The sequence below is a fragment of the Flavobacterium faecale genome (assembly GCF_003076455.1).
In the GTDB taxonomy this organism is placed as follows: domain Bacteria; phylum Bacteroidota; class Bacteroidia; order Flavobacteriales; family Flavobacteriaceae; genus Flavobacterium; species Flavobacterium faecale.
Genome location: NZ_CP020918.1, coordinates 3628473 through 3652379, shown reverse-complemented (window position 1 = coordinate 3652379; position 23907 = coordinate 3628473). Strand labels below are relative to the sequence as shown.

Below are 23907 nucleotides of genomic sequence, written 5' to 3'. Positions count from 1 at the left end.
AAAAATAAAACAACCAATAGCACCTTAATCAATGAAAGCACCTTATTATTTAACCTTACTATTGCTATCCTTTATCAATTACGCTCAACCGCCAGAACCACCTGTGGGTAAAAGATGGGTGGTGAATGAACAATATTCAGATGAGTTCAACGGTAACAAATTAGACGCTTCCAAATGGTACGATTACCATCCTACCTGGAAAGGTCGTGCGCCGGGATTATTCATGCCATCACAAGTGAGTGTAGGTGACGGATACATGATGATTCAAGGAAAAAAAATGGCAAAAGACACCATCGTCAACGGTCAAACTTTCAATATATCGGGCGGTGCAGTAATTTCGAAAAACAAAGAAGCATATTTTGGCTATTACGAATGTAAATTCAAAGCTGCCAAAACCACCATGTCAACGACTTTTTGGTTTTCTACTGGTAAATCATTTAAAGGCGATTTGCCTTGTGGTGACAATTACGGTTTGGAACTGGATATTCAGGAATGTATTGGTCGTGTTGGAGATTTTAAAGGCGATCACTTTGCCAACGGAATGAATTCAAATGGACATTATTGGTATACAGGATGCGACAAAAAGAAACAAGATTTGCGTGCTCCTCAAGTGAAATTTAGATCAGACAAACTAGCATCCGAAGATTTCAATGTATACGGCGGTTGGTGGAAAGACGAAAACCAAGTGAGCTTTTATTACAATAATGACGCACCAAAGCACATGAACTTCAATAGTACTATTAAGGAGAAATCATTTGATAAACCCATGCAAATGAATATGGTTTCGGAAACCTATCCTTACCCTTGGATTGAGTTGCCAAATGACGCCGAATTGGCCGATCCTTCTAAGAATACTTGCTATTACGACTGGGTTCGTTCCTATATTTTGGTAGATGTAGATAGTGATTATCTAGATCCTTTCTTGAATAAAAAAGGAAGTAAAACAGCAATCAAGAAAGACTTTTTTATGTTTAGTGAAGCCATTCGTTTTATCGAAAAACCAATGCATATCAAAAATGCCAAATCAATTTTTTTCCCGATTGACTTTAAAGCAAAAACAGATAGAGAAATTCACTTGGCAGTAAAAAACAGTGCCAATAAAGTGATCGAAAACAAAGTGTTTCCTGCCTACGCAGGTTTTGGACGAAAAGATGTGGAGTTGGCTTTGGGCACTCATTTTCAAAGCAATGAATCGTATACCGTACAAATTTTTATTCGACCATTAAAAGCTGCCAATGATAAAGATGCTTTTCAATCGGATGCTTTTATATTTAAATTAAACTAATCAGGATGAAATTATTTTCAATAAGTACAGCGCTGTTTTTATCAGTCCAAGGTTTGGTAGCGCAAAATCCACTAGTGACCAAAATATTTACAGCTGATCCAACTGCTAGAGTTTTTGACGGCAAATTATATCTCTATCCTTCGCATGATGTAGTGCCGAAAGAAGGGATTGAAGCTCCACGATTTTGCATGCCAGATTATCATATTTTTTCGTTGGAAAACGGAAGTACATGGAAGGATTACGGAGTGGTGTTAGATCAAAATCAAGTGCCTTGGGGCAAGAAAGATTCTTATGGCATGTGGGCTCCTGATTGTATAAAAAAAGGAGATTTATATTATTACTATTATCCTGCAGAACCTGCCGATAAATCAGCATTTAGACGAATTGGAGTTGGAATTTCAAAAAGTCCAACAGGTCCTTTCAAATGGGAGAAAAAGTATATCGAAGGGGTTTCTGGAATTGATCCTGGATTATTATTGGACGATGACGGGAAAGCCTATTTGTATTTTGGTGGTGGCAAAGAATTATTTGTTGCTCAACTCAAGGACAATATGAAAGAAATTGAAGGTAAACCTATTAAGATAGAAGGATTGCCTGCGGGTTACAAAGAAGGATCTTTTCCGTTTAAATATAATGGTATGTACTACTTCACCTTTGCGCATGTATTTCCAGATGAGGGATATACCATTGGTTATGCAACAAGTAGTAGTCCTATGGGACCGTTTGAATATCGAGGTAAAATAATGGATAATATTAGCAATGGTACCAACCATCACTCTGTGGTGAATTACAACGGAAAATGGATTTTATTCTACCATTGGTGGGCCATTAGCGGACATAACAAGTTGCGCTCTATTCAAGCCGATTATATGGAATTTAAAGAAGATGGTTCGATAAAAAAAGTTAAACCAACTTTAAGAGGTATTGGGAATCCAAAAATTGGAGATACTATACAAATTGATCGTTATGACGAAATCGAAAAAGCGCAGACTTCTTTTGTTGGAGGAAATGAACCTATTGGTTGGATGGTATCAGACACTAAGCATATGAGTTCTGTGAAATTTAAAGGAGTAGATTTTGGTGATGGTGCTGCCAAAAAAATTAAAGCTCGAGTTGCCAGCGGACAACGTTTTGGAAATTTTGAGATCCATTTAAAAGATGTAAAAGGAAAGATGATTGCCGATTTCCCAGTAAAATATACCGGAGGGTGGAATACGTGGCAAACTATAGAAACTAAATTACTTGAGCCTATTACAGGACTACAAGATTTGGTAGTAGTCTTTAAATCCGAAAACGGCGCAGATAAAATTGTCAATTTGAATTGGTTATTAATAGAAAAATAAAATGAAAAACAACTTATTTATTACCCTAGCAGTAACACTATCATTAGGTGTTGCTGCACAAAAGAAACCAAATGTCATTGTTGTATTAGCCGATGATATTGGGGTTGGAGATATTTCTTATTATCGAAAAATGCATTCAAACGATATTATTGTCGAAACCCCAGCGATTGACCAATTGGCCAAGGAAGGAATGACTTTTACAGATGCGCATACGCCGGCTGCCTTATGTGCGCCTACGCGTGCTGCCATCATGGCCGGAAAAAACTGCTATCGTAGTTATGCGCCTTGGGGTGTTTGGAGTCCTTATGCAGAATCACCCATTAAACCCGATGATTTGACCTTGGGTAAAGTGATGAAAAATGCGGGATACAGCACCGCCTTCTTCGGAAAATGGGGCTTTGGTTCTGATTATTATGAAAAAAATGACAATACCAAAATCTACAGAGGCAACCGCGTAAAAATTGCTATGGATGTAGATGTAAACCAAATTGCAGGCAATGGTCCTAAGCAAAATGGTTTTGATTACAGCTATATGTTCCCATCTGGAATTCAAGATGTGCCTTATTTGGCTTTCGAAAATGAAAAATGGGCTCCTTTTCAAAAAGATTCGAAAATCACCTTCATTTCTCAAGAGAATATGACCAAGATAGGAGTGACCCTTGACAAAGACGAAGGTCTGGGAGATTCCAATTGGGATCCACACCATATGGGGCCAAAGTTGATTGGAAAAGCAGTAAATTTTATAGAAAACAGCTCAAAAGACAAACCTTTTTTTATGTACTACTGTGCGCTTGCGGTGCATTTGCCACACACACCATCTGAGAGTTTGAATGGTAAAAAAATTGCAGGAACTACACCAAGTTCGCATTTGGATGTGGTCAAAGAGCTCGATGTGCAAGTAGAAATGCTAGTACAAAGCTTGAAGAAAAAAGGTGTTTATCACAATACCATCATCATCTTTACCTCAGACAACGGAGGCTTGCAAGTCAAAGAAGATAAGCAAGCAGGGCACCAATCCAGCGATATTTACCGAGGGAGTAAAAACCAACCTTATGAAGGCGGACACAGAGTGCCTTTTATAGCTTGGTGGCCAGGACAAATCAAACCCAAAACCATCAATACGACTCCTGTTTTAGGATTGGATGTGATGGCAACTTTGGCGGCAATTACCAACCAAAAAATACCTGAAAACCAATTAATTGATTCGGCTAACTTATTGCCATTATTTTTAGGAAAAAGTAAAGCTCCTGTGCATCCCTTTATCATGACGCAATCGGGAACTTCCAAAGAAGGGGTGATTATCGAAGATGGTTGGAAATTGATTATTGCTTTCGATAAAAAAGACAAATCAGATACTACAAGAACGCCGCATGCTTTGTTCAACCTTGTCGATAATGTCGAAGAAAAAGAAAATGGAAACTTAATTAATGACCCAAAATACAAAGCTAAAGTAGAGCAACTTTTTGCAGCTTTCAACGCCGCTAGAGACGGAAATAAACCGACAAAAATTTAACCAAATCATGAAAAAAAGAACACTTACCCAATGGGCGCTAGTACTATTTTTGAGCGCTTCATTAAGTGGCCAAGCGCAAACTGCTATTGCACCAGGGCCTTTTAAAGCTACTGACGAATCATTAGAAAAATACCAATTTCCAGAATGGTTTAGAGATGCAAAATTCGGAATCTGGTCGCACTGGGGACCGCAAGCCGTGCCGAGACAAGGCGATTGGTATGCCAAGAAAATGTACCAAGAAGGCAGTCCAGATTATAAGTACCATCTGGAGCACTACGGGCATCCTTCAAAATTTGGGTACAAAGACATTATCGGTTTGTGGAAAGCAGAAAAATTTAACCCAGAACAATTGATGGCACTCTACAAAAAAGCTGGAGCCAAATATTTTGTGAGTATGGGTACGCACCACGACAACTTCTTTTTATGGGATTCCAAATTGCATGATTGGAACTCCGTGAAAATGGGACCAAAAAAAGACATCGTAAAATTATGGCAAGATGCCGCCAAAAAAGAAGGATTGAAATTTGGAGTTTCAGAGCATTTGGGAGCGAGTTACACTTGGTGGCAAACCAATAAAGGAGCCGATAAAAAAGGACCAATGGCTGGAATTCCGTATGACGGAAACGACCCCAAATATGTAGATTTATACCATAAAAAATTAGCTCCAGATGACAAAGAATGGATGACAACCGACCCAGAATCGCAACAAGAATGGTTGGCACGCATCAATGAGTTGGTCAATACCTACAAACCCGATCTATTGTATTCAGATAGTAAATTGCCGTTTGGAGACGTGGGTAGAGCCATGATTGCCAATTTTTACAACACCAATCTAGAAGCCAATAACGGAAAACTAGAGGCGATTTATAACTGTAAAGAAGACTCAAAAGGAAAATGGGTCGAAGATATGGAACGCGGCGTCATGGACGAAATCAGTCCGTATCCTTGGCAGACCGATACCTCTATCGGGGATTGGTATTACAAAACAGGTCAGGAATACAAAACGGCGACTTACACCTTGCAAATGTTGTGCGACATTGTGAGTAAAAACGGAAACCTATTGATCAATATCGTACAAACGCCAGAAGGAGATATTGAAGGCGATTTACTAAAAGCGCTAGACGAAATAGGGACTTGGATTGCCACCAATGGCGAAGGAATCTACGGCACTCGACCGTGGAAGGTTTTTGGAGAAAGACCAGTAAAAGCCGTAACGGTTAAAACAGCCAAGTTCAACGAAAAAAATATCAAATATGCCGAAGACGATATTCGTTTTACAACCAAAGGAGAGAACATTTTGTACGCCTTCTGTTTGGAGCAACCCACCAAAGATGTTCGCATCAAGTCATTGGGGATAAACTCTAAATTGAACGACAAAAAAATCGCTAACATTTCGATTCTAGGAAGCAAAGAAAAACTAAAGTGGAAAGTAGAAAAAGATGCTTTGGTTATCTCCAAACCAACCCAATTACCCAACTGGCGCGTAATCGGAATCAAAATCGAATTCAAACAATAAATAGTTACAGTATTCCAAAAACACCAATCGATTCGGTTGGTGTTTTTTTATTTAGGAGCAGAACGATTGGTTTTCATAAGGACAACTAGTCCTGCTCGAGGCTATATCTTTATGGCCGAAAAAAGCCATAAAGGATGTCGCCGTGATCAGGGCTAAATTTGGATAAGTTGTTTTTATAATTTTGAATTTTTAGAAGTGAATAAATTCGAAAGAAAAAACCTAATTTTGTTTTGAAAATTAAATAAAAACGCATAAACTTGCGCATACTTGCTAGTTAGGCGACATAGCCGAGCAAAACGAAGATGTTGAACAAAAATCATATATGCAAGAATTAAAACTACTCATTGAAGTAATTCAAACTTTTGAAAAGAAAGCGAACGAAATGATAAAAGTTTTAGCGTTGGAATTTAACCTTGATTTAAATTCTGAACGCATATTTGACAAACTAATTAGTAAACAAAATAATCTTCGAAGAGGTAATTTAAAAGATAATTGGACATATTGGTTTCACGGCGACGCTTGTGATTTTGAAAATAAAGAAACAAATCAATATCTGCATATAAAAATTAATAGAAACGGAAATTATGGAGCAATTGATAATTTCTATTTATATAAGTTTTTACAAACCAGCGAATCCTTAAAATCTATTTATGAAGTAATTAATTCTGAAAAATATATGAACGAATTACTTGAAAAATTATTTAAGACAGGGATTTTGATTAATATTGATGAATTTCCTCTTAAAACAATAATACTGAAAAAAGAATAATACGTCGCCAAACAGCTAAGGTTTCGTTGGCTTGAAAAGCCAACAATGAAACCGTGGTTATACGGAACCGCCCCAACTAACGCTCGTGTATCCCTCAATCTGGTGCTTGACTGCGTCGAGTACCTATTTACCTTATGACCAAAAAAACGTAGCGTTTGCAACGCGGCTCATTAATACAAGTTAAGATTTTTTGTGATTGAGAATTAGTTTTATAGTTGTTCGTACTTATTATGATAGCGTAAATAGTAAAGTCATATAGAAAATAAACCGCGTTGCAAACGCTACGACCGGTTTCCAAAATCAAAGCAAGAAGTCAACGTAGTCAAGCGCTAGGGATATGATGATTGTACGGGAACTGTAAACTTAGAGAATTAAAAAAAATGTATTATCTGGTTTCTAACCATAAAGCAAACCCATCTAGTTTGTCTCGCTGAAAGCGTCTCTAGATAGGGGAGCACCTTTGCTGAGACACTTTCAGCGAGACAAAAATTGCGGTTACTGTAGTTGAATAAAAGTATAGTCAAAAGTGGTTTGTTAAACTTATAACTAGGCTAACTCGTGCTCGTTTCTCTAGCTGCCGCGAGCGTAATTGAACTCAAACACTAACGTGAGCGTATAGCTCGTACCCGAAACAATTGTCATGTACAAATTAATTCATAACAAACCCTATAGATTGGAAATGTAGTAGTGCTAAAAATGGTGGTAACAATAACCAAAACATCTTAAAAATTGTTGTGCTTTAGATTGTTGACACGTACGGGACGCTCGTGCTAACTCGGTCAAAAATGCGCAAATATCTGGTAAATTTACCTTTTACTTTCTCAAGAAACTTTATCTTAGCATAAAGATCTCGATTACGAACTTTGGCACTTCTTGGAGTAGTGAAATGTCGTGACTTATTAGAAAAAAGTATAGAAAAGAAGAATGACGCAACATCGAATAAGAAACAAAAATTTAGGATTAGCAGAATTGATTGCCATCGCTTTGGGTGGAATGGTAGGTGGTGGAATTTTTACGATCCTTGGGATTTCGGTATCCATGATAGGGAGTTTGACCCCAATTGCAATTGTGATAGGTGGATTAATCGCTGCATTGGCCGCATATTCTTATGTCAAATTAGGTTTGTACTACCGAGATGAAGGAGCAACTTATTCCTTTTTTAAAAAAATCTATCCCAATTCTCATTTTTCAGCTTCTGCAATTGGATGGTTTATCATTTTTGGGTACATCAGCACATTAGCATTATACGCTTATACATTTTCATCCTATGCCATCAGTAGTACTGATTTTGCAAATAATATTTGGATTAGAAAAGGAATTGCAATTGCAGTAATAGGTGTTTTTACATTGATAAACATCTGGAGCGTTAACGGAATGGGTAAAATCGAAGATTTGATGGTTTACACCAAATTGGTAGTACTAACTATTATTTCAGTGGTACTAATGCAACACGGAACAAGCAGTTTTGGAACATTTATAGACAACATGGCATTAGACGCCGAAAAATCTAATATTTTTTCAGTATTAATTGTCGCCTCTTTAACATTTGTGGCTTATGAAGGTTTTCAATTAATTATAAATGCAGTAAATGAAATGACGAATCCTGAAAAGAATATTCCGAGAGCTATTTATTCGGCAATCAGTTTAGCTATTTTAATATACGTTGTGATTTCTTTAGGTGCTTTGTTTGCTATACCAACAGAAGAAATTATAAAAAATAAGGAATATGCACTTGCCTCAGGTGCAGGAAATGTACTTGGAAAATTAGGGACAAATCTTGTTATTTTGGGTGCTATATTGGCGACAAGTAGTGCTATAAGCGGAACAATTTTTGGTGCATCAAGGCAAATGTCGGTAATTGCAAGTGATGGTTATTTTCCACATTGGTTAGCTATTAGAAAGAATAATAGCCCACAAAATGCAATTGTTGGTATGGCGGTGATGGCGAGTGTTTTAATTTTAATTGGCGGACTTGAATTGATACTTGAATTTGGAAGTATAACTTTCCTTTTAGTATCATTATTGATGGCTGTTGCAAACTTTAAAATTAGAGATAAAACAGCATCATCTACCTTTCTAACCGCATTATCTATTGTTTGTTTAGGAATTGGTGCGATACTTATCCTATATTATGAATTTACTACGAAATGGGAGCAGATGATGGCCATTATCATACTTTACCTAATCTTGGCAGTTGGAGCATGGGTCTATTCAAAAAAGAATGAAATGAAGGGTAAAAGTTCGTAGAATAGTCTTAAATAACTTATTTGTAAATAAATAATACTAAGTTGGTAATTTCTATTAAGTTGAAATAAACAAGAAGTTATAGCCCAATCAGAAAGTTTCCCCCATATATAGTAGCATTCACGATGCAAGCTGATAGGGTAGCAGTTAATTATGAATTTTATAGATTAATTTATAAATCTTTTGAATCATAAAAACCGATCTTCAGGATGTTTTTTTTTAACGCCAAAGTTGGAATATTATCTTAATGTTGTTGTGTGATTTTAATATAAAATCGGCTGTTTAAGTTTCTTTTATCTAACATAAATAAACGCTATGTTCAGTTGATTGTTGTTAATTAGTTTTTCCCTTCAAATTCTAATTCTGTTGTGATGGCTTTCAGAACATCGGCTTCTTAAATTATTGGAAACGCTTTTTCATTGGATTGATATTTTTGAAGGGTTATACTCTTATTCATTCCCTTTTCCTTTTTTTGCTAATTCATCATAGGTACCTGTTAAAAACGGTTTTTTGGATGCAGTGTTGGCTTTTCGATCAAACAAAACAATGTACTTTTCATAATCGTTGTAATGCACTATATTTTTGGCTAAATGGTCGTAGTGCTGGTCATAGATTGTTCGCATTTCGGCTAACTTTTTTAGATATACTGGATCTTTCGAATGGTTGTATAATTCCAATCGGTCTTTGCCTACATAATACAATTCTTCTGCGGGTTTCATAATTTCGCTTCCATATTGCCAATAAATGTATTTCCAATCTTTGGAAACGACAGACATTTCTTGAATTTCGTCATTACCCCACATATTGGTTAGGGTGATAAATTCGCGTTTAATACCTGCTGGATTTTTTATTAAGGGTAATAAATTTTCTCCATCCATATTTTTTGGAATCGGTAAGCCAGCATAGGATAAAATGGTCGGTGCGATGTCAATATTGGCAGTAACGGTTTCTCTTTTGATTCCTTTTTCGTTTTTTGGAGCACGAGGATCATAGATTATAAAAGGGGATTTTGATGCTTCTTCATAAGGCAATTCTTTTCCTCCGAGATTGTGTGCCCCACAGCTATAGCCGTTGTCACTAGTAAAAATGATTATGGTATTTTCGTCAGCACCGTATTGTTTTAATGACTTTCTAATTTCGCCAATAGTATAATCCACTTCAAAAATAAGTTGATTGTACTTGCTTATGGCTTTTTGGTACGATTCTTCAGAATCTCTCCAAAAGCTATAATCTTTGTATTCACGACCAGACTTGGCTTGTGCGGGTAAGTAAGTAGCGAAGGCTTCACCGTAATTTGCTGGTTTTGTAAACGTTTTTCCTTTGTAGACATAGTCAAAATATTTGTCGGTTGTAAAGGGAAGATGCGGTGCTTTGAAACTAATAGACATGCAAAATGGCTTGTCTTGATTGGTTGCTGTTTTGATAAAGTCAGCTGCCCAAGCTCCGTAGGCACGGGTCGCATGAGGGTATTCTTTTGCATATTTAGCAATGGTTGGATTTTTGGCTGTCTGATAAAAAGTTTGCCCTGGGCCACCACCCCAAACGTCAAAATAACCGAGTGGTAGTTTATCTTTAATTTTATCTGTTTCAGCTTCTGTCATTTCAAAACCTACTTTACCTGCAAAACCAGTGAAGTAACCTGCATTTTGAAGTAAAACGGGATATGTTTTTTCGAGTTTATCGGTGGTTAAATCACCATGCATAAAATTTACTCCTGTTTTGTACTCATACATACCAGTTAAAATACTTACCCTACTCGCCATGCAAATCGCTGTTGTATTGTAGTGATTGGCAAAGAGAACGCCCTCTTTGGCCAATCCGTCCATGTGTGGGGTTTGTACTTGATTGTTGCCATAGCAACCCACAGATATGCTAGTTTGATCATCAGTTAGCAAAAAGATTATATTGGGTTTTTGATTCTTATTTTGAGCGGCAAGGATTCCAATGTTGAAAACCAATAAAAGAAGTGTATAGGATTTTGAAAATTTCATGCCAAGGAGTTATTTAAAGATACATTCAAAAATAACTGATTTTATAAGATTTATTCGAAACAAATGATTCTGGATGTATCTGATATGATTTTACTTTTTTGAAGTGCAAAAAAAAACAGTGGTAACCAAATGGGTAACTACTGTTTTTTGAAAACGATATACTTGTCGCTTGAACTACTCTTGCGCTTTGAGGTTTTTCTTTGGAGAACAATTATCTCGCGAAGTAGTTATTGCATGAGGGATCAAAGTGTAGCTCTTTTTTATCCGCCGCGGCGGATAAAAAAAGCGGGAACGTAGAGCCCGACCCGTTTTTTTACGGGTCATGCCCAAATGCTTTTCTTATTATTTAGAATTTTTTACTTTTTGGTTTTCTTCGGCAATTCGCTTTTTCTGATTTCCGTTTAGGCCGTGCGTGTATAGAAATTCGGGTTTGTAATTGATGTTTGTGCGTTTCATTTCGGGATCATGTAGGTCTTGGCTAAGATCGCAGTCAAAACGAACGAGAAGCGCGTGATTGGTTTCTCGATTGCCAATATTGGTGACATGTGAGATTCCCCAAGTGATACCGCGACCATCTTTGGTATCGGTAAAAGCATCCGGAATATACGGTCCGGCTGCGTCTGGCATTAATGTAGTGATGGCTGCAATATCAAAATTGATTCCGTCTTTGGCGTATTGTACCGTAAAATGCTCATTTCCATCACGAATTACAAGCGCTGCTATACCTTCTTTGAACGGAAACATAGTGGTTTCGTGACCAGAATTCATTACCGGATTGGTTGGGTTTTTGGTAAATGGCCCAAGTGGATTATCGGCAATTGCAAGTCCTTGCATGCGCACTAGATTTGGTTTTTGGTTAAAATCGGATTTGTAATACAAGTATACTTTTCCGTTGTGCACCAAGGGATATGGATCGTGGATGGAAAATTGGTCCCATTCGCCTTCTTTACCATTTGGAATTACGATTTTGTTGTAGGGTGTCCATGGCCCATCTGGTGAATCGGCGTAGGAAACCGCTACAGGGCAGTCATCGCCACGTTTTCCGCTGGTTTGCATAAAGCCTTGGTAGTATAAATAGTATTTTCCTTTGTAAACCAAAATGTCAGAAGTCGCTACAGAACGCCATCCCACTTCTGGTTTTGGGGGACGAGGCACGGCAACACCTTGCTCTTTCCAGGTAAAACCATCTTCGCTAGTTGCGTACCAAATATCGGATAAATCCCAATCTGCAGACGGAATAACATCTGTAGATTTATCAGCGCCTTGCGGTGGCGTTGGGGTTTGCCTGTGGGTGTACCAAACATAATATTTTCCGTTGGCAAAAATCACTTTGGAAGGATCACGGCGGGTAATTGTTCCGTCGTGATTGCTGTAATCTAGTCCTTTTAATTCGGTATATCTAAATTGGGAATATAACTCGTTGGACTCTGGAGTTGGGCCCATGTAATTATCATAATTTCGTTCTAAAGCTTTACTCAGTACTCTATTGGGCTTCTCTGTTGGGAGAATAAACGGAAAACCGTCTGCTGTTTTGGTTTTGGTTGTTGAGCAGGAGGTAAGCGCTAGTAAAGCACCACAAGCTGCTGCTAGTGTTAGATTTTTCATTGGTTTGTATATTTGTTATTTGTTGTTGTTTCGATTAGTAAAAGTCCGAGTTATTTGCGTTTAAAGTTTTATTTGCCAGATCGCGAAGCGTTAAAAACGTAATTGAATTACTCAAAATTTCTCATTTTTTAAGAATTCGTGTAATCTTCAAAAATTATTATTCGTGCAAATTGGTGCAATTAGTGTCTACCTTTTTTTTTAAGCCAATGCTCTAGTAAAAATCCCAGAAATCATATTTTTCTCCAGATACATTTTCTTTTTTATCGCCCAAAAGAACCGCTTGCTCTTTCATCTCTTTTCGCATTTGTTCAATTAAGGCTTTGTTTTTTGGAAAAAAAGACAAATCTTGTGTTTCCCAAGGATCTGTTTTAAAATTGAATAATTGTGTTACTCTTGAACCCGCTATAGATTCTCCTTCTTTTTTATCGTAATCTTTGGCTCGTACATATTCGATCAATTTGTAATAGCCTTTGCGGTAGGCTCTTTGAAATTGTCTGTAAGCATGATACGTAGAATTGCGAACTTCTTTGGCTTCATTGTTTAGAATCGGCATTAGACTTTTGCCTGTAACCGAACTCGGAATCGGAATTTTGGCAAAGTCACAAATGGTCGGAAATATATCAAAATTATACGCAAAAGCATCGTTACGAACGCCTTTGGTTTTGATTAAATTACCTGCAAAAATTAGCGGAACATGTACGCCGTCTTCGTCATAGATGTTTTGTTTTCCCATCAAACCGTGGTTTCCAACGGCAAGACCGCTATCTCCCGACATAACAATTAGGGTGTTCTCGTATTGTCCGCTTGCTTTTAAACCAGCAATTACTTTTCCGATTTGCGCATCCAAATGAGTGATGATAGCATAATAATCGGATAGTTGTTGTTTGGAAACGTCTGGAGTTCTTGGCCATGCCGCCAATTCCTCATCACGCAAGAACATATGTCCGTTATCGAATGGGTGTTGTAGCATGTACGAAGGTGTCAATTTCATCTGGTCTACAGGATACATATCACGATACGCTTGTGGCGCTTGGCGTGGATCATGCGGTGCATGAAAAGCCAAATACATCAAAAACGGATTTTTACTTTTGTAATTTTTAAAATAATCTACTGCGGCTTCTCCAATAACTTCAGAGGTGTGTGGGCCATTTTTTTCAGTCCCGATTGGTCCACGAACGGCATTTTTGGGAATGTCTTGTCGTACCACTTTTCCGTTTTCATCATACACTAACCAATAGGCATCTTGCGGACTAAATTTTCCGGCTTTGTCCCAATCATAGAAAGGCATTCTAAAGTGATCGACCAAATACAAACCTCGACCCATAATTTTTTCTCCCGATGTAAAACTGCGTTTCAGCGTTTCGCCATCTTGGTGCCATTTTCCAATTACCTCAGTGTTATAGCCTTGTTTTTGAAAAGCTTCTCCAAAAGTAGTATGGGTTGCTGGAACGTCATGTCCTATACCGTCAAGTTCAAAAACGTTTCTACCTGTAAGCAACATCGCCCTACTAGCCACGCAGGTAGCACCTGTAAACGCCCCCATGAGGTAAGCATTGTTGAAGGCAACACCGTCTTTGACCAAAGCATCTAGGTTTGGTGTTTTTACATCCATTCCGGCCAACTCATGAATACCAGAAAAGCGATGATCATCGGTGAAAATAATCAAAACGTTTGGTTTTTTATTCTTGGTTTTTTGTGCCATTGTCCCAAAAGAAACAAGTTGGAAAGCAGCCAATGCAACCGTGAAATATTTTTTAGTATTCATATTTTTATTTTTTCAGATACGCTAGTCGTCTTTGTACTTGATCGTTTGCCGCTACTTTTTTATCCATTTTAGTCACATCAATTGCAACGGGTTGTTTTTGGTAATAATCTTTTAATAAAACTACAGCATTCAAAATCAGTAAAGCCTCGGTATCGCTTTTGGCGGCATAGACTATATTAGCTAAGCTTTTCGTTGTGTTTTGGTGTGCCACAATTGATAAAAATTCGACTGCTCTCAATTTATTGATGTTTTCTGTTTCAGAGTCCATTGCTGATTGAACGGCATCCGTTAAGGATTTGGCTTGGTCTCCAAATGAAGTCGCTGCAATCATAGCCCAATAACGTTCCCATTGGTCTTTTGATTTCAAAAACTTTTCGATTTTTGGCGCTGCTTTGTCGAAATCTAGCACTTCTAAATTGGCAATGTCGATGTATTTTTGAATTTCTTTTTTATGTTCTTTTCCAAATGCAATCGGATTTTGGATGGCATTTTCTATTAAATAAAATTCAGGATAAAGAGATAAATCGGGCATCGATTCCATCCAGCAATTCAAATCTTTACGCATTTTTTTCAAATTAGATTGATGCTCAGGAAGGCTCGCTAAATTATGTAGTTCGAAAGGGTCTATCACGACGTCATAAAATTCTTCGACTGCCTTTATTTCGAAAAACTTAGACTGATCTTTGTTCAATTTTCCTTGTTTGTATAAAGTTTCCCATTCTTGATACGCCAATTGTTTGTAACGGTATTCGTTCATCAAACCATTAACATTGAAAGGTTCAAAATTTCGAATGTATTTTAAGTTTCCTTTTCGCACCGAGCGCACCATATCGTATTTCTCATCAAAACGATCTGCATATCCATAGGTTTCGTCTTTTTTGTCTAAAGTTTTGGTAGTAATATTTTTTCCTAAAAATGGTTTCCCATCCATTACTTTCGGAATCTCAACACCAGCAAGATTTAAAACCGTTGCACCAAAATCAACAAAACTCACAAAAGCATTGGTTCTGGTTCCAGATGCCAACGGACTCAAATTTTTGTATTTTTCTGGAACATGCACCACAAGAGGCACGTGCAATCCTGTTTCGTTCAAGTAGCCTTTACTTTGAGGTAAAACACCACCATGATCGCCATAATAGAAAATGATAGTATTGTCATACAAGCCGTCTTTTTTCAGTTTTTCGATTACTTCGCCAACTTCCGTATCCATTTGCACTATTTTGTCACGATAATAGGCATTCGAATATTTAAAAAGCTCCGTTTGTGGGTGATTTGGTTGTACAAAAACAGTAGCAGGATTTGTAATTGTTTTGGTCGAATTCATTGTCTCTTTTGTGAAATGCATTCTTCCTTCGTGGGTAGTTTCAATATTATAGACATAGAAGAAAGGCTGTCCTGTTTTTCTATTAGTCCAAGTGGCTTTTTTGGATGAATCGTCCCAAACATCCTCTGGTTTTTTGATATTATAATCTTCTTTGGCATTATTTGCAGTATAATATCCCGCTTTTCTCAAAAAGGCAGGAAACATATCTTGACCATTAACCAAGGTTACTTTTCCTTCGGCACGGTGGTAGTGGGTTGCCATCTTAGGTCCAAAAGTACTCAATATCAAAGTCGAGCGAGCAGCACTACAGACGGCTGCATTAGAAAATGCACGATCAAATACGATTCCGTCCTTGGCAAGACTTTCTACATTTGGCGTTGCAACTCCGTGCTCGTCAAAAAGTTTCATATAGTGTTTGGAATTGTCTTCAGAGACGATCCAAACAATATTAGGTTGTTGTGCTTTTGCGACTGTAATCGTAAAAAGATTGGCTATCAAAAATAATCGGATCGATCTATTCATTTTTTTTATTTTTTTAAATAATGCTGTTACTTGTTGGATAGAAATTTATTCTAGTTCACTGTTCTTTTATGAGTATTAACTTTTTTGGTGATGGCAATTTTTTGCATTCGATCAAAAAGTAGGTCCTAATTTCAGTTTATAAAATTAATAGTTCTGTAGGATTGAAGGCAGGCGGTATGTTCTCAATACTAGTATATATGGTTTATTTTGGAAAAGTATAGTGTAGGTGTGTTTCATTGGTTTTCGATAAGAACTAAGGTAATGATTTGTTTGTGAATTGTTTAAAATAATTTTGTCAAGTTTTATATCTAGACGAAAGTTAAGATTGCACATATGTTTCAGTACTTAAAACATATGTAATCATAAAATTGAAGTTAAAGGAGCATCTTTACCAATTCATTATACAAACAGGATTACTAGAAGTTGCAATATGACCCATCTAACAAAAAATGTTATTTGTTAACCTTTTGAGTTTGAGTTGCGGAATTGCATTCGCTCAAAAAACAAAAAAACCAGATGTCATTTTGATTCTCATTGGCGAAGATAGGTTGCCAAGGAAATTCTAGGTTGAAAATGCCTAATTTTAACGGTTTTTAGCAATGAAATAAATAAGAATATTGAAGTTAATAATTAGCAGTACTTCTAGAAAAAAAAAGACATTAATAAATAAGAAATGAATAAAATAAATAACTCACTTATGAGGTTTCAATCTTTAAGATTCCCACAATCGCTACTATTAGTACTAGTGCTTCTAACTAGTTTATGTGTTCAAGCAAAAATAAAAGTTCTTATAATTGATGGACAAAACAACCATGATGTTTGGCCAAAGTCTACTATTATGATGAAACAGTATTTGGAAGAAACAGGGTTATTTGTTGTAGATATTCAACGTACACAATACCTATGGAAATCTGAAAGAGAAAAGACATACTTGCCCATGGCTGGCAATTTCAATTCGGTTGCTCTTAAAGAACCAAAGGAAGATCCCTCTTTTGCACCCAGTTTTAAAAAATACGATGTAGTTATTTCAAATTTTGGGTGGAATGCAGCAAATTGGAGTGAAAGTACTCAAAAAGATTTTGAAAAATTTATTAAAAAAGGAGGTGGATTTGTAACCGTACACGCCGCTGATAATTGTTTCCCGAAATGGAAAGCTTATAATGAAATGATTGGACTTGGTGGATGGGGAGATCGAAATGAAAAAGATGGTCCCTATGTTTATTATGACAAAGAAAATAAGTTGGTCAGAGATACTACCGCAGGAAATTGTGGTGCGCATGGCAAACAACATGTTTTTCCTGTGACTCTTCGTGTACCTAATCATCCTATAACTCAAGGAATGCCCACCAGTTGGCTAACAGCCAAAGACGAATGTTATGCAAAACTGAGAGGTCCTGGAACCAATATGACTATTCTTGCAACGGGTAAAGACCAATCAGATAAAGCACCTACGGATCGTAATGAACCTATATTGATGGTGTTGAAATATGGTAAAGGACGTGTTTTTCATACCACTCTTGGACATGATGATTATTCATTTGAAGGTGTTGGATTTATAACTTCATTTTTAAGAGGAGTAGAGTGGGCAGCTACAGCTAAAGTTACGATTCCTATTCCTACCGATTTTCCATCTGCAGAAAATGCTACCAGTAGAAAATTTACCGCTATTACTAAATAACGAAACCCTTATTTAAGTGAAAACTTCCATAATTATTCTTTTTCTTTCCATTGTTCTATTTTAGATATAAACTTCTTTTGTTTGTTTTTACCTATTTAATAATGAGTTGTTTAATGTAATTATTTCACATATTGACAACAAAATAATACATTATTTTATTTTTATTATTTAAGTCTAATTTTAGTCTATAAAAGTAATAGTTCTGTAGGATTGAAGGCAGGTGGTATGTTCTCAATACTCGTGTATAGGATTTATTTAGGAAAAATAAAGTGTCAATGATTTTTTTTTTGATAAAAATTAAGATAATTGATTGTTAGTGAATTGTTTAAGTGAGTTTTGTCAAGTTTTGTATCTAGACAAAAGTTGCGATAACACATATGTTTCAGTACTAAAAACATATGTAATCATAAAACTGCTGTTAAAGAAGCACCTTTACCAATTGATTCTAAAAAATGATTAGTAGAAGTACCAATATGACCCATTTAAGAAAAATTTTAATTGTAAGCGTTTTGAGTTTGAGTTGCGGAATTGCATTCGCACAAAAAACAAAAAGACCCAATGTTATTTTGATTCTCACCGACGATCAAGGCATTGGCGATTTGGGCTGCCATGGAAATCCTTGGTTGAAAACGCCCAATATTGATGCCTTTTATAACGAATCTGTTCGAATGACCGATTTTCATGTGACGCCTTTGTGTACCCCTACGCGAGGAGCAATCATGACCGGAAGATACCCGATAAACAATGGTACTTGGGCCACCTTCAAAGGTAGAGATGGCTTATCTGGTGATGCACAAACTATGGCCGATGTTTTTCAGCAAAACGGCTACCATACTGCTATGTTTGGTAAATGGCATTTGGGGGATAATTATCCAACTCGTCCAACAGATAGCGGTTTTGAAGTTGCAATAAATCATTTGGCTGGTGGCGTGGGTGAACTTTCTGATTATTGGGGAAACAGTTATTTTAATGATGTGTATTATGTCAACAACCAACCCAAACAATTCAACGGATATTGCACGGATGTGTGGTTTGAAGAAACGATGAAATACATTGATAAAAATGAAGATAAGCCTTTCTTTATCTACCTTCCTACCAATGCGCCTCACGACCCATTGATTGTAGCCGAAAAATATGCAGCTCCCTACAAACACCTAGAAGGCAAAGAAATTATAAGTGCCAATTTGTACGGAATGATTGCCAATTTGGACGAGAATTTCGGGAAATTGAATCAGTTTTTGATAGATAAAAAACTCGCAGACAATACCATCGTGATTTACATGACCGACAACGGAACCCGTTTTGGGTACAGTTCCGACGGAAAATTGGGTTATAATAAAGGATACAGAGGCATAAAAGGAGATAAACTAGAGGGAGGACATCGGGTTCCGTTTTTTATACGTTGGCCAAACGGGAAAATTGAAGGCGGTAAAGACATCAATAGCCTTGCGGCGCATGTAGATTTGATTCCTACTTTGGCTAGTTTGTGTCAATTGACTGTTCCTAAAAAAATGCCTTTGGATGGAGTGGATTTTTCACCGCTTTTGTTGGGATCCAAAAAGACAATGGAACGTAAAACCGCTTTTATTCACCACAGACAAGATTGGCGTCCGCCGATGGATGTGGATCAAACTTGTATTATAAAAGACAATTGGAGGTTGCTCAATGGAACTGATTTGTATGATATCGAAAAAGACCCGAAACAATTGACCAATCTTGCGGCAAAATATCCAGCAATTGTAACCACTCTTTTAGCACAAAATACAGCTTTCTTAGTTGAGTCCAAAAAAAATCCGGAGTACAATGAATTGCCTGTTAGTACGGTGGGGAATCCTGCTCAGGAAGAAATAAAATTAACGATTCAGCATGCCATTGGGGAAGATTCGGGTATTTGGAAACCAGAACAAATTGCAGAGGGACTAAAAAACAAGAACAATACTCATGCTATTTTTGTCGAAAAAGAAGGAGATTATCTGATTTCGTGCCGACGCTGGCCAAAAGAATGTCCCGGAACTATTTTGGGAATTCCAGCAGTCAATCCTAAAAATTTATTCGAGTATAAAACTATAGCTCCTCAAAAAGTCCGAATAAGCATTGCCAACCAAATGTTCGAAAAAAATATTGGTAAAGAAGATGTTGAAGTGCTGTTCAAGGTGCATTTAGAAAAAGGAAAAACATTTTTGACGAATGATTTTATTGATAAAAAAGAAACCTACGGCGTGTACTATTCCTACATATCGCTGGTCAAATAATTTTTTTTCGAAAAGCAGTTTCTTATTCGAATAAAACAAAAAACAATACAAGTTCAAACTAAAACAAATTAAACTACATACAGAATATTAAAACCATGAAAAAACGATTTACCTTATCCTTACACTTAATTGCAGCGTTTCTACTAGTCTGTACGGCAGTCCAATCGCAACAAAGAGAGCAAGACTTTAATTTTGATTGGAAATTTCAGTTGCAAGAAAACAATCAGATTAGTAAAGCGATTCCGTTACAAGATGCCGCTTGGCGTGATGTTCGACTTCCACATGATTACAGCGTCGAAGCTTCTTTCGATAAAAAACTAGAAGGTTGTACGGGTTATTTACCAGGTGGAATTGCTTGGTATCAAAAACATTTTGACACACCGGCTAATAGCAAAAACGGAAATGTGTACATCCTTTTTGATGGAGTGTACAACAATGCGACTTTTTGGATCAATGGAACCTATTTGGGCGAAAATCCATATGGTTATTCTCCGGTTTATTTCGATTTAAGTAAGTATTTAAAAAAGGACGGAACCAAGAATGTGATTTCGGTACTCGTAGATCATTCGCGCTACGCAGACAGTCGCTGGTACACGGGAAGCGGAATTTATAGAAATGTAAAATTGATTACAACGGATAAATTGCATATTCCGATTTGGGGAACGTTTGTAACAACTCCAGACGTAACTGCAGAAAACGCCAAAGTAGCTATTGAAACAAAGGTGAAGAACGACTACAAGCAAAGTCAAAACTTGACCTTGTCTACCAAGATTTATGAGGCCAATGGAACATTAGTGAAAACAGAAACAAAAGAGGTAAAAGTTGGATCTGGAAAAGAAGTAACGGTTGCTCAAAATGTAGCCATTACTAATCCGAAATTATGGTCTACAGATACGCCAAACAGATACAAAGCAGTAACGAGCATCCTTGTAAAAGGAAAAGTAATAGACGAATATACTACGCCATTTGGAATACGATCTATTGTTTTTGACAAAGACAACGGTTTTTTCTTAAACGGAAAAGCAACCGATGTAAAAGGAGTTTGCTTGCATCATGATGCTGGTTTGGTTGGTGCTGCGGTGCCAAAAGGAGTTTGGAGACGTCGTTTTTTAAGCTTGAAAGAAGCTGGAGTAAACGCAATCAGAACTTCTCACAATCCATTTTCGGAAGAATTTTTGGATTTGTGTGACGAAATGGGATTCTTGGTTCAGAACGAGATTTTTGACGAAATGGACAATCCAAAAGACAAACAGCACAATATGGAAGAAAAAAGTGTGCAGTACATGACTCGTGGCTATACCGAACATTTTCAAAAATGGGGAGAAAGCGATTTGAAGCGCACTATTTTGAGAGATAGAAATCATCCGTCTATCTTCGAATGGAGTATTGGTAACGAGATCGAATGGACCTATCCAGGATACAAAGAGGTGAGTGGTTTATGGGATCCAGGAGCAGGAAATTACTGGAACCAGATTCCGAAATTGACCAAAGAAGAGATGAAAGCACGTTATGATGCTTTGCCAAATAGAAAGTATAAATTGGCAGAAACTGCGCAAAGATTGTCCAAATGGGTCAAAGATTTAGATACAACTCGTCCTGTAACCGCCAATTTAATCATTCCGGTTGCTAGTTTGGCTTCGGGTTATGGTGATGCTTTAGACGTGGTAGGTTTTAGTTACCAAACCAATCAATACGATTGGACCAAAAGGAATTACCCAAACAAAATGATGACAGGTTCTGAAAATTCGGGTACTTGGCAAGATTGGAATTCGATTATCGAAAACCCAATGGTGTTTAGTATGTACATGTGGACAGGAATTGACTACATGGGGGAATCGACAGACAAATGGCCGCAAAAAGGTTGGGATGGAGACATCTTGGATTTCGCTGGATTTAAAAAGCAAGGTTTTAATTATTTCAAAAGCATTTGGGTAAATAAACCAAGTGTAGCGATTGGAACAATGCCATTGAAAGGTTCTGCTTTCAAAATGGATGAATTGAGTAAAAAAGCGATTTCAGATTCGAAAAAAGCATTGAATTGGGACAATAGCAAAGCAAATATGCATTGGAATTATACTCCAAGAGAACTTGTTTTGGTCGAAGTGCCAACAAATTTACATGTGGCCGAATTGTTTCTAAATGGAAAATCTCTTGGAAGTAGAAGTTTGAGTGACAATCCAGATCGAATTCTGCGTTGGGTTGTTCCTTTCGAAAAAGGTACATTGACTGTAAAAGGTGGTTTTGATGGTGCAGAAGTAGTTGCAAATCTTGAAACAAGTGCAGCTCCCTATAGTATTCGTTTGACAACAGATGCTACTTCTTTATCAGCAGATGGGTATGATGTGGCGCACATTATTGCACAATTGGTTGACGAAAAAGGAGTAGAAGTGAAAACGGAAAACGTTGACCTTACGTTCGAAGTAGACGGAAATGCCAAAGTTTTGGGAGTAGATAATGGTTCGAATAGCAACATTCAAGACTACCAATCGAATAAATTAACAACCGACAAAGGACGTGCTTTGTTATTGATTCAGTCCTTGAAAAAAGGAGGTACTGTTCGAATAAAAGCCAGTTCGAAAACATTAAAAAGCAATAACATTACAGTTGAAATAAAATAAATTTAGTTTGTCTAATACCAAATTTAAAAATAGCACTATGAACTTAATAAAATACAAGTTAACTACCGTTTTGGCCCTTTTGTTAGGTCTTTTTGCTACTGTAGTTACTGCACAAACCAAACCAAATATTGTCTTGATTGTATCTGATGATGCAGGTTATTCTGATTTTGGTTTCCAAGGGAGCAAAATAATGAAAACGCCTTATTTGGATGAATTGGCCAAACAAGGAGTCAAATTTGAGCAAGCCTACGTTACGGCAGCAGTTTGTGGCCCATCTCGTGCGGGATTGTTGACAGGTAAATACCAAGAACGTTTTGGTTTTGAAGAAAATAACGTTCCCGGATATATGGTCAAATCCTGTTTGTCTGATGATGATATGGGTTTGCCATTAGACCAAAAAACAATGGGAAACTACATGAAAGAATTGGGGTATAAAACCGCTGTTTTTGGAAAATGGCATATGGGAAGTAAAGATGAATTTCATCCTATGAACCGTGGTTTTGATACTTTTGTTGGTTTTAGAGGGGGTGCTCGTAGTTATTACAAATACGATCCAGATGATAGTGAAGTAAAAACAGAAAATCGATTGGAGCGAGGTTTAGGTAATTTTAAAGAGTCGGATGAGTACATGACCGATGTTTTGGCTGATGCTTCTATTGATTTTATTAAAGAAAATAAGAACAATCCTTTCTTTGTGTATTTGGCTTTTAATGCCGTTCATGCACCCTTACAATCTGATAAAAAAGATTTGGTTAATTTTCCTAATTTAACTGGAAAACGCAAAGAATTGGCTGCAATGACACTTTCGTTAGATCGTGCTTGTGGTCGTGTATTTGAAACACTTAAGAAATTAGGTTTGGATAAAAACACCATTGTTATTTTTACCAATGACAACGGTGGACCAACAGATTCTACCACGGCTGACAACTTGCCTTTGAGCGGTATGAAAGCCACTTTGCTAGAAGGCGGAATTCGAGTTCCGTTTATCATGCGTTGGCCTGGAGTTTTGCCTGCAAACACGGTGTACAAAAAACCAATTTGCACCTTTGATTTATTGCCTACTTTCTACAAAATGGGTGGCGGTAATGTAGCTGCTTTAAAAGACATTGATGGAGTCGATTTGCTACCTCATGTTTTAGGTAAAAACACCAATTTACCCCATCAAGAATTGTATTGGAAAGGCGAAGTCGGTTCAGCGATGCGTGACGGAAATTGGAAGTTATTGCGTTTTCCTGATCGTCCAGCAGAGTTGTTTGATGTAGATAAAGATGCAGGAGAATTAAACAACCTAGCCGATCAAAATCCAGAACGAGTTAAAGCGATGTACAAAAAAATATTTGCTTGGGAACAAACCTTAGAGCGTCCGCTCTGGATGTTGAGACGTAAATACGAAGGGGACGCCATCAAAAGAATGGATGTGTATTGGAATAGAAAGTAATAAATAGTAATAGGCTGATGGGGTTTTTTCCATCAGCCTTTTTT

14 protein-coding genes are annotated in these 23907 nt (G+C 37.1%); 10 read left to right on the top strand and 4 right to left on the bottom strand.

Annotation, left to right across the window (positions count from 1 at the left end):
- Positions 1-31 precede the first annotated feature (31 nt).
- From FFWV33_RS15295 to FFWV33_RS15270, 6 genes are all read left to right on the top strand, one after another.
- Positions 32-1285: a LamG domain-containing protein gene (locus tag FFWV33_RS15295; protein WP_108741714.1), complete on the top strand. Its 1254-nt coding sequence runs from the start codon at positions 32-34 to the stop codon at positions 1283-1285.
- Positions 1286-1290: 5 nt separating this feature from the next.
- Positions 1291-2628, top strand: coding sequence for a family 43 glycosylhydrolase (locus FFWV33_RS15290; RefSeq protein ID WP_108741713.1), 1338 nt, complete (start codon positions 1291-1293; stop codon positions 2626-2628).
- 1 nt (position 2629) lies between these two features.
- Positions 2630-4141, top strand: coding sequence for a sulfatase family protein (locus FFWV33_RS15285; protein WP_108741712.1), 1512 nt, complete (start codon positions 2630-2632; stop codon positions 4139-4141).
- 7 nt (positions 4142-4148) lie between these two features.
- Entirely contained in the window at positions 4149-5657 is a 1509-nt protein-coding gene (locus FFWV33_RS15280; RefSeq protein WP_108741711.1) for an alpha-L-fucosidase, read from the top strand.
- A gap of 322 nt (positions 5658-5979) precedes the next feature.
- Positions 5980-6426, top strand: coding sequence for a DUF6896 domain-containing protein (locus FFWV33_RS15275; protein WP_108741710.1), 447 nt, complete (start codon positions 5980-5982; stop codon positions 6424-6426).
- A 924-nt stretch (positions 6427-7350) separates the two neighbouring features.
- The gene (locus tag FFWV33_RS15270) at positions 7351-8673 is read left to right on the top strand and encodes an APC family permease (RefSeq protein ID WP_108741709.1); all 1323 of its coding nucleotides are present in this window, start codon (positions 7351-7353) and stop codon (positions 8671-8673) included.
- Positions 8674-9119: 446 nt separating this feature from the next.
- Here FFWV33_RS15270 and FFWV33_RS15265 read toward each other — a convergent pair whose 3' ends face one another.
- From FFWV33_RS15265 to FFWV33_RS15250, 4 genes are all read right to left on the bottom strand, one after another.
- Positions 9120-10661 carry a sulfatase-like hydrolase/transferase gene (locus tag FFWV33_RS15265; protein ID WP_108741708.1) on the bottom strand — a complete coding sequence of 514 codons (1542 nt, stop codon included), beginning with the start codon at positions 10659-10661 and terminating at the stop codon, positions 9120-9122.
- 342 nt (positions 10662-11003) lie between these two features.
- Complete coding sequence (locus FFWV33_RS15260) at positions 11004-12266, bottom strand: glycoside hydrolase family 117 protein (RefSeq protein WP_108741707.1); 1263 nt, start codon at positions 12264-12266, stop codon at positions 11004-11006.
- Positions 12267-12477: 211 nt separating this feature from the next.
- A complete protein-coding gene (locus FFWV33_RS15255; RefSeq protein WP_108741706.1) occupies positions 12478-14031 on the bottom strand; it encodes a sulfatase family protein in 1554 nt (517 codons plus the stop codon).
- Between the two features lie 4 nt (positions 14032-14035).
- A complete protein-coding gene (locus tag FFWV33_RS15250; protein WP_108741705.1) occupies positions 14036-15877 on the bottom strand; it encodes a sulfatase family protein in 1842 nt (613 codons plus the stop codon).
- Between the two features lie 697 nt (positions 15878-16574).
- On the opposite strand from FFWV33_RS15250, the gene FFWV33_RS15245 reads away from it, so the two are divergent.
- The 4 genes from FFWV33_RS15245 to FFWV33_RS15230 all read left to right on the top strand — a co-directional run bounded on the left by FFWV33_RS15245 (position 16575) and on the right by FFWV33_RS15230 (position 23863).
- Complete coding sequence (locus FFWV33_RS15245) at positions 16575-17555, top strand: ThuA domain-containing protein (RefSeq protein WP_108741704.1); 981 nt, start codon at positions 16575-16577, stop codon at positions 17553-17555.
- Positions 17556-18007: 452 nt separating this feature from the next.
- Positions 18008-19807: an arylsulfatase gene (locus tag FFWV33_RS15240; RefSeq protein ID WP_245891534.1), complete on the top strand. Its 1800-nt coding sequence runs from the start codon at positions 18008-18010 to the stop codon at positions 19805-19807.
- 95 nt (positions 19808-19902) lie between these two features.
- Positions 19903-22425 carry a glycoside hydrolase family 2 TIM barrel-domain containing protein gene (locus FFWV33_RS15235; RefSeq protein WP_108741703.1) on the top strand — a complete coding sequence of 841 codons (2523 nt, stop codon included), beginning with the start codon at positions 19903-19905 and terminating at the stop codon, positions 22423-22425.
- A 37-nt stretch (positions 22426-22462) separates the two neighbouring features.
- Entirely contained in the window at positions 22463-23863 is a 1401-nt protein-coding gene (locus FFWV33_RS15230; protein ID WP_108741702.1) for a sulfatase, read from the top strand.
- Positions 23864-23907 lie beyond the last annotated feature (44 nt).